General features: G+C 37.3%; 11 protein-coding genes. 8 read left to right on the top strand and 3 right to left on the bottom strand.

What is annotated here, in order from left to right:
• Positions 1 to 4 precede the first annotated feature (4 nt).
• The 3 genes from QUG14_RS10615 (at position 5) to QUG14_RS10605 (ending at position 3,531) form a co-directional block, all read left to right on the top strand.
• The gene (locus tag QUG14_RS10615) at positions 5 to 1,825 is read left to right on the top strand and encodes an ABC transporter ATP-binding protein (protein ID WP_289340500.1); all 1,821 of its coding nucleotides are present in this window, start codon (positions 5 to 7) and stop codon (positions 1,823 to 1,825) included.
• A gap of 90 nt (positions 1,826 to 1,915) precedes the next feature.
• Positions 1,916 to 2,803: a DUF4349 domain-containing protein gene (locus QUG14_RS10610; protein ID WP_289340499.1), complete on the top strand. Its 888-nt coding sequence runs from the start codon at positions 1,916 to 1,918 to the stop codon at positions 2,801 to 2,803.
• Positions 2,804 to 2,871: 68 nt separating this feature from the next.
• Positions 2,872 to 3,531, top strand: a complete 660-nt coding sequence (locus QUG14_RS10605) for a potassium channel family protein (RefSeq protein ID WP_179158456.1) — start codon at positions 2,872 to 2,874, stop codon at positions 3,529 to 3,531.
• A 214-nt stretch (positions 3,532 to 3,745) separates the two neighbouring features.
• Here the strand turns inward: QUG14_RS10605 and rnjA are convergent, their stop codons facing one another.
• Together rnjA and QUG14_RS10595 are read right to left on the bottom strand one after the other, a co-directional pair.
• The gene (rnjA, locus tag QUG14_RS10600) at positions 3,746 to 5,413 is read right to left on the bottom strand and encodes a ribonuclease J1 (RefSeq protein WP_289340498.1); all 1,668 of its coding nucleotides are present in this window, start codon (positions 5,411 to 5,413) and stop codon (positions 3,746 to 3,748) included.
• Between the two features lie 6 nt (positions 5,414 to 5,419).
• Positions 5,420 to 5,629 carry a DNA-dependent RNA polymerase subunit epsilon gene (locus QUG14_RS10595; protein ID WP_289340497.1) on the bottom strand — a complete coding sequence of 70 codons (210 nt, stop codon included), beginning with the start codon at positions 5,627 to 5,629 and terminating at the stop codon, positions 5,420 to 5,422.
• 533 nt (positions 5,630 to 6,162) lie between these two features.
• Between QUG14_RS10595 and QUG14_RS10590 the strand changes: the two genes are divergently transcribed.
• Positions 6,163 to 6,933, top strand: a complete 771-nt coding sequence (locus QUG14_RS10590) for a Cof-type HAD-IIB family hydrolase (RefSeq protein WP_289340496.1) — start codon at positions 6,163 to 6,165, stop codon at positions 6,931 to 6,933.
• Positions 6,934 to 7,283: 350 nt separating this feature from the next.
• Here the strand turns inward: QUG14_RS10590 and def are convergent, their stop codons facing one another.
• Complete coding sequence (gene def / locus QUG14_RS10585) at positions 7,284 to 7,838, bottom strand: peptide deformylase (protein ID WP_289340495.1); 555 nt, start codon at positions 7,836 to 7,838, stop codon at positions 7,284 to 7,286.
• A 185-nt stretch (positions 7,839 to 8,023) separates the two neighbouring features.
• Here def and QUG14_RS10580 point away from each other — a divergent pair, with 185 nt between their 5' ends.
• From QUG14_RS10580 to QUG14_RS10565, 4 genes are all read left to right on the top strand, one after another.
• Positions 8,024 to 8,686, top strand: coding sequence for a YkyA family protein (locus tag QUG14_RS10580; protein ID WP_289340494.1), 663 nt, complete (start codon positions 8,024 to 8,026; stop codon positions 8,684 to 8,686).
• A 339-nt stretch (positions 8,687 to 9,025) separates the two neighbouring features.
• A complete protein-coding gene (gene pdhA, locus QUG14_RS10575) occupies positions 9,026 to 10,141 on the top strand; it encodes a pyruvate dehydrogenase (acetyl-transferring) E1 component subunit alpha (RefSeq protein ID WP_289340493.1) in 1,116 nt (371 codons plus the stop codon).
• A 3-nt stretch (positions 10,142 to 10,144) separates the two neighbouring features.
• Positions 10,145 to 11,122 carry an alpha-ketoacid dehydrogenase subunit beta gene (locus QUG14_RS10570; protein WP_289340492.1) on the top strand — a complete coding sequence of 326 codons (978 nt, stop codon included), beginning with the start codon at positions 10,145 to 10,147 and terminating at the stop codon, positions 11,120 to 11,122.
• Positions 11,123 to 11,205: 83 nt separating this feature from the next.
• Positions 11,206 to 12,549: a dihydrolipoamide acetyltransferase family protein gene (locus QUG14_RS10565; protein WP_289344121.1), complete on the top strand. Its 1,344-nt coding sequence runs from the start codon at positions 11,206 to 11,208 to the stop codon at positions 12,547 to 12,549.
• Position 12,550 lies beyond the last annotated feature (1 nt).

Below are 12,550 nucleotides of genomic sequence, written 5' to 3'. Positions count from 1 at the left end.
ATTTATGAACAAGAAGAATATAAATCGACATGTTTCAAAACGATTTCATTATTCAGTAGACCAAGTGATTGATAAGCCTTTTAACTGGGCACAAATGACACGTCTGTTTGGCTATTTAAAGCCATATCAGAAGAAACTGCTGCCTTTATCCATTCTAATGGTTATAATCACAACAGCAGTACGATTGATCATTCCGATCCTCATTGGTGTGTACACCTTAGATAAAGCTATCGGAAATAAAGATACGAATCTGCTGACTATTTTAGTTTGCATGATTGCATTCCTTTATATCATCTCATATTCAGCCAATATTTTTCGGATTCGCTGGATGAATGAACTTGGGCAGGGTGTTATTTACGATATTCGAAAGCATCTCTTTACCCATGTACAGGGGCTGTCTCATCGTTTTTTTGACCAGCGGTCCGCTGGATCAATCCTTGTTCGAATAATGAACGATATCAATTCTCTACAGGAGTTATTTACAAATGGAGTTATCAATTCCTTAATGGATATATTTCTGTTGATTGGAATTTTCACCGTTCTATTTTCGTTGAGTCCGTCACTAACTTTAGCGGTAATGGTCATTTTACCAATCATGTTTTTTATTTCTACAAGTTTACGTCGCAATATCCGTCGGTCATGGCAAACGGTTCGTTTGAAGCAATCGAAATTAAATTCCCATTTAAATGAAAGTATCCAAGGAATTCGCGTTACCCAATCATTTACACAAGAAAAAGAAAACATGTCTTTCTTTGAAGGGGTAAATCATGAGAATTTTGAGAGCTGGAGAGAAGCTTCACATAAGAATGCTATGTTTAGACCAATGGTTGAGGTTACAAACGCATTTGGTACTGCCGTTTTAATTTGGTATGGCGCTCATTTAATTCAAAATGGAAGTATTACTATCGGAGTTTTTGTGTCTTTTGCTTTTTATCTAGGAATGTTTTGGGAACCGATCTCTCGTCTTGGCCAAGTTTATAACCAATTATTAATGGGGATGGCTTCTTCAGAACGGATATTTGAATTTCTTGATGAAAAGCCTATTGTTTCAGAAAATGAAATGGCCAAAGATATTGGTGAAGTAAAAGGTGAAATCGTGTTTAAAAATGTTTCCTTCTCTTACGATAAAGACAGGATAGCACTAAAAGGAATTAACTTAGAAATAAAAGCAGGGCAAACTGCTGCTCTTGTTGGGCATACAGGCTCAGGAAAGTCGACTATTGCTAACCTGATCAGCCGATTTTATGACCCTACTTCTGGTGAGGTAATGATTGATAACCATAATATTAGAGATATATCACTTAAAAGTATACGACAGCAAATTAGTGTTGTATTACAAGATACCTTTATTTTTTCTGGTACCATTATTGAAAATATCCGCTTTGGAAGACCAGATGCAACCGATGAAGAAGTAATAGAGGCAGCAAAGTCAGTTGGAGCGCATAAGTTTATTGAGGAACTGCCAAAGGGATATCATACTGAGGTTGAAGAACGGGGGAATATCCTCTCAGTGGGGGAACGACAACTTCTATCCTTTGCAAGGGCATTACTTGCAAACCCAAGAATCATCATTTTAGATGAAGCCACAGCGAGCATTGATACTGAGACGGAAGTGCAAATCCAGAAAGCATTAAAAACACTGTTAAAAGATCGAACAGCTATTATTATTGCTCACCGGCTATCAACCATTCGAGATGCTGAACAAATTATTGTCCTAGACCATGGGCAAATCATTGAAAGAGGCAGTCATACACAATTGATGGACGAAAATGGGCATTATTTTAAGCTGGTTACAGCACAATTCAATATGTTAAACGCGGGATAAAAAACAGTCATAGGCTGTTTTTTATTTTTTTGTAACCATTCTATTATTTAATCGTCGGTATTAGTAAATAGAAAAAAGGGGGTTACAGTTTTGAAAAAAAAGATGAGATTAATTGCTTTAATATCATTGATTCTTATTTTAGCTGCTTGCAGTTCAAACAGTAAAAGTGATGAAGTGCAGATGAGTAGTGACAAGAGTGCAGAGTTTGATTCAGGCCAGCCAGCTATAGAAGAAAAGCATAGTACAAAACAAGAGGAAATCGCCCCAACGGAAGTAGATGTCCCTAACCAAATGGTTATTTATCAAGCAGAATTACAGCTGCGTGTGAAGAAATTTGAACAAACCTTACAAAACCTAGAAGCGCAAGTTGTGAAATATGGCGGCTATATCTCGGAGTCAAATGTCTCTAAGGATGGAGTTGAACAGGTAAGCGGTCGAATTACTGTCCGAATACCGCAAAAGGACTTTCAAGCATTTTTGCATGATGCAGAGGGACAGGCAGCTGAGGTCTTGCAGAGAAATATTACGGGTACAGATGTCACGGAAGAATATGTTGACCTTGACTCAAGATTAAAATCTAAAAGAGTAGTGGAAGAACGGTTAACGTCATTTATGCAATCTGCACAGAAGACTGAAGATCTTCTGAAAATTTCGGCTGACCTCGCTGCAGTACAAGAGGAGATTGAAACGATACAAGGAAGAATGAAATATTTAGAAAATCAGACCTCATTGTCTACGGTTCATATTTCACTTTTTGAAAATAAAGTTATTGTGCCGAATCTTGAAGATGGAGATCTAAATACTTGGGATAAAACAAAAAAGCAATTTATGAAAAGTACCAACATGCTGTTAGCAGCTATTTCAGGTTTCATTGTGTTTGTGATTGGTAATTTTCCTATTTTAGGAATCCTAGCAGTAGTGACAGTTCTAATTTACCTATATATAAAGAAATTCCGTAAAAGAAGAGACACCGAATAAATTAGTATCTTTCACTTTTGGATATGCTAAAATGAAAAAGGTTAATTGATTTTGCTGGGGGAGTTTGAGTGAGGAAAAATTTTGCAGTAATAGGTTTAGGTCGATTCGGTGGGAGTATTTGCCGGACGCTTTCTGATGAGGGCTTTGAAGTGCTGGCTATTGATAAAAACGAAGAAAGAGTTAATGCCTATGCCATGATTGCTTCTCATGCTGCTGTGGGAGATACAACTGATGAGGCAGTGCTTAAGAGTTTAGGGATTCGTAATTTTGATCATGTGATAGTCGCAATTGGTGACGATATTCAATCTAGTATATTAACCACGTTAATTCTAAAGGAACTGGGAGTTAATCACATTACGGTCAAAGCACAAAATGATTATCACGAAAAAGTACTTGTGAAAATTGGTGCAGACAAGGTTGTTCATCCTGAAAGAGATATGGGGAGAAGAATTGCCCACAATATGGCATCTAGCAGTGTGTTGGATTATCTTGAGTTATCAGATGAACATAGTATTGTAGAAATCGTTGCTAACAGTAAGATAAGCGGTCATACAATCATTGATTTAGATATACGAAAGAAATATGGACTGAATATCGTGGCGATTAAAAGAGGAATGGATATTATCGTATCACCAAAGGCAAATGAAGATATTCTTGCAAACGATGTTTTAATTGTGATTGGAACGGATGAAGACATTGATCGATTTGAACGTAAGGTAATGCAATAAGAAAAGCAGAAGTGCCTTCGGAACAAGCGCAGCTCTTGTTCCTGCGAGGAATATTTTAAGAAGCTTCCCTTAGTGCCCAGTGGCGACAGGCATAAGACGAGCCGGCGAGAAGGTTGTTTTTTACCTTCTTGACGGATTGACTTTTGACCCCGAGCCCCTAGGCACTGAAGCTAGACAATAAGAAAAGGAAGCGATTAAAGTCGCTTCCTTTTTCTTATACTTCCATTATGATTGGTAATATCATTGGTCTGCGTTTTGTTTTTTCGTAAAGGAACGGTGCTAATGTGTCAGTAATTTCATTTTTAATTTCTGACCATTGACTTGTTTTGCGTTCCATGACTTTATTTAAGTGCTTAGTAATCAAGTTTTGTGCATCGTTGATTAAGTCACCGGATTCTCTCATATAGACAAATCCTCGAGAAATAAGGTCTGGACCTGAGGCAATTTTAAAGTCTTTCATATTTATGCTAACAACCACCACGACTAACCCTTCTTCAGATAGGATTCTCCGATCGCGTAAAACAATATTTCCAATGTCGCCAATACCGCTTCCATCTATATAAACAGAGCCTGAAGGGATTTTACCTGCTACTTGTGCGCTGTTTTCAGAAAGTGCAAGAACTTCACCATTGTCCATAATAAAGCAATTTCCTTCTTCAACACCGCAATCAACCGCTAATTTCGCATGCATCCTCTGCATTCTATATTCACCGTGAATTGGCATAAAGAATTTTGGTTTAATTAAACGAAGCATTAATTTTTGCTCTTCTTGACCGCCATGCCCAGATGTGTGAATGTTGCTAAGTTTTCCATGAATAACCTCAGCACCTGCTCTGAACAACATGTTAATTGTTCTGTTAACACTAATTGTGTTTCCAGGAATTGGGGAAGAAGAGAAGACAACGGTATCGCCCGGAATGATTTGAATTTGTCTATGTGTTCCATTTGCAATCCTAGATAAAGCAGCCATTGCTTCACCTTGACTTCCTGTACAAAGAATCGTAACCTTGTCTGCAGGTAGTCGATTAATTTGATTTGCTTCGATAAAAGTCTCTTTCGGAGCATTTATATAGCCAAGTTCTTGACCGATAGTAATGGCCGACTCCATACTGCGGCCAAAAACAGCCACCTTTCTTCCATTAGCAACAGCAGCCTCAACGACTTGTTGAAGTCTATAAATATTAGAAGCAAAGGTTGCAAAGATTAGACGTCCAGTAACCTTCCTGAAAATATCATCAATGCTTTCTCCCACAAGGCGTTCTGACATTGTGAATTCTGGAATTTCACTATTTGTACTATCCGAAAGTAAGCATAATACGCCTTCTTTGCCGATTTCAGCCATCTTGGTTAAATTAGCAGGCTCACCTACTGGTGTAAAGTCAAACTTGAAGTCCCCTGTATGAACGACTTGCCCTGGTGGAGTCTTTACAACTATACCGTACGAATCTGGAATACTATGTGTTGTTCGGAAAAAAGTAACAGATGTTTTCCGGAATTTTATCACATCATCTTCTTGAATAGGGATTAGTTTCGCGTTCCTTAACAAGCCATGCTCTTCAAGCTTATTTTTAATTAATCCTAATGCAAGTTTTCCACCATAGATTGGAATATTAATTTCTCGCAGTAAATAGGGAATACCGCCGATATGATCCTCGTGTCCGTGCGTAATAAACAAACCTTTTATTTTATCTTCATTTTTTACTAAGTAGGTGTAATCAGGGATGACATAATCAATTCCTAGAAGCTCGTCCTCAGGGAATTTAATCCCAGCGTCAATTAAAATGATTTCATCCTGGAATTGTACTGCATATGTGTTTTTTCCAATTTCGCCCAAACCGCCCAAAGCAAAAACAGCAGTTTGGTCATTTTTTACAAATTTCATAAATTATCAAATCTCCAATACTTTATAATCTTCATTTTGTTGTTCATATTCTAAAAATGCTCCCGTTACTTCTTGTACAAATTCAACGTTATATCCTCGGTCTGCAATTTTTTTTCGAACATCCTTAACGGATTCGCCCTCTACATAGAGAACCTTTGTTTTCTCTCTGACAGGTACTTCGACAATTCTTTCTTGATAATAAATTTTAAATACCATTAGTAATCGCTCCTTAATCGATCATGACTTTTTCTATTATATTAAATAATTACATTTTTTTCATTTAAATTCACTTTTCACCTAAAAAGTAAACACTTGGACCTTATAGAAAAAATATGTAAATAAATGCACTGATAATCAATTTACAATAAGGAAGGAGCCCTTCGCAAGTTTGAAGGGCTCGAAAAAGTTGTTGTTTAAGCAATTGACTTTTTTCTGAGTAAATCTTTCCACTGTTTTAAGAGCTTCTTTCTTAGCTTCTTTAACATAGTGGATCATCTCCTTACTTCCTATTTTAAACGATCCTTGTCCAATGTAAAGCAAGCCATGATAGATATTGTAGATTTTTTTTAATCTCAATCAATTTTATACTAATATTATATGGTATAAACAAGAATTCTTTCATGGATAAAGATGGAAGATTGGTGAAAGTTTAATAAATTGACAATTATTCTTGTTAAGATTAGTGTTTATTAGAGAAAATTAATGAAAGATTCTACAATTAATAAAAAGCAAAGAGGAGTTAGAATTATATGAAGAAAATTGTTTTTTTTGATATAGATGGAACCTTGCTCGATCATGAAAAAAAACTCCCAAACAGCACCAAAAAAGCAATTCAATTATTAAAGGAGAATGGTGTATTTGTTGCAATTGCAACGGGAAGAGCGCCTTTTATGTTTACAAATTTAAAAAAAGAATTAGATATCGACTCTTTTGTAAGTTTTAACGGGCAGTATGTTGTGTTTGAGAATGAAGCAATATATAAGAATCCTCTCAATCAGACTGAATTAGAAAGATTTCTAAAAGATACAACTCATAATGAACATCCATTGATATTTATGAACCAATTAACCATGAAGGCCACTACTAAATTCCATCCATATATTGAATCAAGTATGGATAGCCTGTTATTCCCACATCCAGATGAGGACCAATCTTTCTTCGTTCACAATGAAATTTACCAATCCTTACTCTTCTGTAAAGAGGATGAAGAGAAGTTATATTTTGAAAATTACCCTGAATTTGATTTTATTAGATGGCATCCATATTCAGTAGATATCTTACCTAAAGGTGGTTCCAAAGCTGAAGGGATAAAGAAAATGATTGAAAGATTAGGATTTGAATTAAAGGATGTTTATGCATTTGGTGATGGATTAAATGACTTAGAAATGCTTAAAGCAGCAGGAACGGGTGTTGCAATGGGAAATGGTGTCCCTGAGGCGAAGGCACTTGCAAATTTAGTAACTACTGATGTTAACGAGGATGGAATTTGGAATGGATTAAAAGAATTAAAGCTTATATAAATAGTAGGCTGTGTTAAAGCAAATTGTTTAAATGGCACTTTGTTGATTGGAGCGGAAGGCACGAAGACTCCTCGAAAAGGCTATCGCATTTTCTTCGTGCGTGGGAGGATTCAAGGAAGAAATTCAATGTCCTGTGGGAAGACGGGGCAGGGGAGACCCCGCTTATCTCTTAGCGCCGAGGAGGCTCCCCGTACCGCCCGCGGAAAGCGAAGTGCCTGCTGACAGGCAGAGAACGCCTGTCACTGCGGTGCTTATTCAAGAAGCTTTCCTTAGTGGAGTGGAAACAACAGACCTAATTTACACAGCCAAATAAAAAAAGCGCAAGAGCTTGGAAGCACTTGCGCCTTTTTTTATCTTTCAATTGCAATTGCCCCTTCAATAGGCTTGAAAGGATCTTCTTTATTAATATGATCATAAAACATAATTCCATTTAAATGATCAATCTCATGTTGAAAGCAAATCGCTGGAAGGCCTTTTAAACGGAGCCTAACTTCTTCACCTTCCATTGAAATACCTTTTACAGTTATACGAGCAAATCTTTCAACATATCCCGGAATGTCTTCATCCACTGAAAGACAACCTTCACCTGAAACCAAATATGCTTTTTCTACAGAATGGCTGACAATTTTGGGATTATATAAAGCATAGCTTAATAAGTCTCCTTTATCATCATGGAGGTGAACAGCAATCATTCGCTTAGAAACATTGATTTGTGGTGCTGCTAAACCGATGCCAGGGCGTAATCCATATTGTGCTGAAATTTCTGGGTTTTGGCTGTTTTTTACATATTCTAAAAGACTTTTAAGTATTTCTTTCTCTTCTTCCGATGGCGGCATTATTACTTGTGCAGCTACTTTTCTTAGTGTAGGATGGCCGTCTCGAATGATATCATCCATCATTAACATGATTCCATTCACTCCTGTTTCTAAACTAGTGATATTCATATTCAATAGTCTATCAGACTATTCCAGAAAAGTTAATTGTAAGTATAACCAATATACCTGCTAATACTGCTTAATTTTTTAGAGATATTGTCAAAATAATAAAGTATAGATATAGTAATACTTGTAATCAGTAAGGGGGTTGCAACTTGGTTGTTTTAAGAATTAATCGCATAATATTAGCTCTAATAACAGTCGTTTTCATATTAACTGGATGCGTAAGCAAAGAGAAGAGTGCTGAAGAAATATATAAAGTGTTAGAAAACGTTGTGGAAGCAGAAAAAGAATTTGAGGAGCAACAAGAACCGCTTGTGGCGTTAGAAAAGGAAGAAAAGGAAATTTACAATCAGATTATGGCTCTCGGTATGAAACAACATGAAGAAATCGTCAAACTTTCTGACGATGCACTTTCATTGATTGAAAAAAGACGAGACCACTTACAGAAAGAAATTGACAGTATAAATGCCTCTAAAAAGGAATTTAAGAAAACAGAAGAAATAAAGGAAAAGATTAACGATCCTGAGCAAAAGAGAAAAATGGAGGATCTATTTGAAATAATGAGTAATAGATATAAAGTACATGATCAACTTTCTAAAGAATATATGGCTGCACTAGAAAATGATGAAGAATTATATGTAATGCTTAAGAACGAAAGCAATTCTTACGATAAGTTAGAATCTCATGTTACGGGATTAAATACGACTTACCAAAAAGTATTTGATGCGAATGAAAAGTTTAATGAATTAACTGCGCAATATAATAAGAAAAAACTAGAATTTTATAAAGAAGCTGGGCTTAAGTTAGAGGATTAAAAAAATCGACCGCCGTGGGTCGATTTTTTTTATTAAATGTTAATATATTAATGAAACAGAGATGATTGGTGAGTAATACAGAAGTTCAGGTGAATATTTTAGTTTTTAATATTTTCGTGTTGTAAAATAATGAAACATAGTATTTGACGAGTGAATTTAGATGAGGTAAACTCAATATGGACTTAATAATTGTACCATTAATTTTTTGAAAAATAATAGTACAGAGCAACTTTCGGTTAAAGTTAGATTTAATCGTTAATGTTGTTAAAGATTTTTGGGTAATCTAATACGAGGAATTTATTTTACATTTTTGTAATGAAAGAAAGGAAGATGTGACGAATGGCTTCTAAAACTCAGAACGCTCAAGTCGATGCTAAGAAAGTACTTGAAGTAGTAGAAGATCAATTTACAACGCTTCAAATTTTAAATGAAGAAGGCGAAGTTGTAAATGAAGCAGCAATGCCAAACATAAGTGACGACCAACTGCAGGAATTAATGCGCCGTATGGTTTATACACGAATTCTAGACCAACGTTCCATTTCATTAAATCGTCAAGGACGTCTTGGTTTCTATGCTCCAACTGCAGGGCAAGAAGCTTCTCAATTAGCTTCTCAGTTTGCGCTTGAAAAAGAAGATTTCATTTTACCTGGTTATCGTGATGTTCCACCAATCGTGTGGCATGGTCTTCCTTTATACCAAGCATTTTTATGGTCCAGAGGTCATTTAGAGGGCGGACAGATTCCTGAGGGAGTAAATGTTGCAATTCCTCAAATTATTATTGGCGCGCAGTATGTTCAAACCGCAGGTGTTGCGCTAGGATTTAAAAAACGTGGAGTTAAAGCTGTTGCTCTTACATATACAGGTGATGGCGGAACTTCTCAAGGTGATTTCTATGAAGGAATGAACTTTGCAGGTGCATACAAAGCACCAGCAATCTTTATTGCTCAAAATAACCGTTTTGCAATCTCAACTCCTGTTGAAAAGCAAACTGCAGCTAAAACACTTGCTCAAAAGGCCGTTGCTGCCGGTATTCCTGGTATCCAGGTAGATGGTATGGATCCATTAGCAGTGTATGCAGCAGTTAAAGACGCACGTGAGCGCGCGATTAACGGTGAAGGGCCAACATTTATTGAAACTTTAACCTATAGATATGGTCCACATACAATGGCTGGAGATGATCCTACACGTTATCGTACAGCTGAGCTTGATAATGAATGGGAAAAGAAAGATCCACTTGTACGTTTCCGTAAATTCCTTGAAAAGAAAGGCCTATGGAATGAGGAAAAAGAAAACGAAGTAATCGAACAAGCGAAGGAAGAAATTAAAGAGGCGCTTAAAAAAGCAGATGCTGCTCCTAAGCAAAAGGTAACAGACCTAATTAATATTACGTATACGGACTTACCTACTAACTTAAAAGAGCAATATGAAATTTATTCAGCAAAGGAGTCGAAGTAAGTCATGGCTCAAATGACAATGATACAGGCAATTACAGATGCAATGCGTGTGGAATTAAAAAATGATCCAAATGTATTAGTTTTTGGTGAAGATGTTGGTGTAAACGGCGGTGTTTTCCGTGCTACTGAAGGATTGCAGAGTGAATTTGGCGAAGAACGTGTATTTGATACACCGTTAGCTGAATCAGGAATCGGTGGTTTAGCGGTAGGTTTAGCATTACAAGGCTTCCGTCCAGTTCCAGAAATCCAATTCTTTGGGTTCGTTTATGAAGTAATGGATTCTATTTCTGGTCAGGCAGCACGATTGCGTTTCCGTACAGGCGGAAAATTCAGTGCTCCTATCACATTCCGTTCACCATTTGGCGGAGGCGTACATACACCAGATATGCACGCAGACAGTTTAGAAGGTTTAATGGCGCAACAGCCAGGACTAAAAGTGGTTATTCCATCAACACCATATGATGCGAAAGGTCTTCTTATCTCATCTATTCGTGATAATGATCCAGTTATTTTCCTTGAGCATATGAAATTATACCGTTCATTCCGTCAAGAAGTACCTGAAGGTGAATATACAATTCCACTAGGAAAAGCAGATGTAAAACGTGAAGGTACTGATATTTCAATCGTTACTTATGGTGCGATGGTTCATGAATCATTAAAGGCTGCAGAAGAGTTGGCAAAGGAAGGATTCTCTGCGGAGGTTATCGATTTACGTACCGTTAGTCCAATTGATATTGAAACAATCATTGCTTCTGTTGAAAAAACAGGCCGTGCAATTGTTGTTCAAGAAGCACAAAAGCAAGCTGGAATCGCAGCAAATGTAGTGGCTGAAATTAATGATCGTGCTATTTTAAGCTTAGAAGCACCTGTTCTTCGTGTAGCAGCACCAGACACTATTTACCCATTCCCGCAAGCAGAAGCTGTATGGCTACCAAACTATAAAGACGTAATTGAAACAGCGAAAAAAGTATTAACATTCTAATAAAAGACCGGGTAAAGTAGAAATCTATGTAAAATAGGAGATGAATCCCAGTGAGCGCAACCGCAACCACATTCCAATTTAAAATGCCTGACATCGGTGAAGGTATCCATGAAGGCGAGATTGTTAAATGGTTCATAAAGCCAGGTGATAAAGTCCAAGAAGATGATGTCCTTTGCGAAATCCAAAATGATAAAGCTGTCGTGGAAATACCTTCACCTGTTGAGGGTACTGTTCTTGAAGTGAAAGTAGCTGAAGGAACTGTAGCAACTGTTGGTCAAGTTCTAGTAACTTTTGATGCACCTGGATATGAAAACTTGCAATTTAAAGGTGACGAGCACGCTGAAGAAGCACCAAGGCAAGAGGCAGCAGCACCAGCAGCACCTGCACCGACCGCAGGAACAGATGCTCCTGCAACTCCACCACCGGCACCACCAGCATATGGAATCGGTGTTACAGAACCACAAGTACAAGTGGAAGTAGACCCAAACCGCAAAATTATTGCGATGCCATCAGTTCGTAAGTATGCTCGTGATAAAGGTATTGAAATCACCCAAGTTCCAGGCTCTGGCAAAAATGGCCGAATCGTGAAAAGTGATATCGATGCATTCATTAGCGGCGGTGCAACTGCGGCTGCAGCACCACAGGCTGTGACAACTCAAGTGGTTGAAACTGTTGAAGCTGTTGAGGCACCAAAAGCAGCAGCAACTCCTATTCCACAGGGTGAATATCCTGAAACTCGCGAGAAAATGAGTGGGATTCGAAAAGCTATTGCAAAAGCTATGGTAAATTCAAAACATACTGCACCACACGTAACTCTAATGGATGAAGTGGATGTAACAAAACTTGTTACACATCGTAAAAAATTCAAAGAAGTAGCTGCCGCTAAGGGTATTAAGCTTACTTTCTTACCATATATCGTAAAAGCATTAACTAGCGCTTTACGTGAATTCCCTGCTTTAAATACATCACTTGACGATGCAACAAGTGAGATTATCCATAAGCATTACTATAATATTGGAATTGCAGCTGATACAGAAAAAGGCTTATTAGTACCAGTTGTTAAAGATGCTGATCGTAAATCTGTATTCTCAATTTCTAATGAAATTAATGAATTAGCTGGAAAAGCACGTGATGGAAAACTAGCTCCTAACGAAATGAAAGGTGCTTCTTGTACGATTTCTAATATTGGTTCTGCTGGGGGACAATGGTTTACACCAGTTATTAATCACCCAGAAGTAGCGATTCTCGGAGTAGGCAGAATCGCAGAGAAACCAATCGTACGTGATGGTGAGATTGTAGCAGCACCAGTATTAGCCTTGTCACTAAGCTTTGACCATAGAATGATTGATGGAGCGACTGCTCAAAACGCATTAAATCACATTAAGAAATTATTGAACGATCCAGAACTATTGTTAATGGAGGCGTAAT

The organism is Neobacillus sp. CF12, from assembly GCF_030348765.1.
Lineage (GTDB): Bacteria > Bacillota > Bacilli > Bacillales > Cytobacillaceae > Neobacillus.
This window is presented reverse-complemented; position numbering and strand designations above follow the sequence as displayed.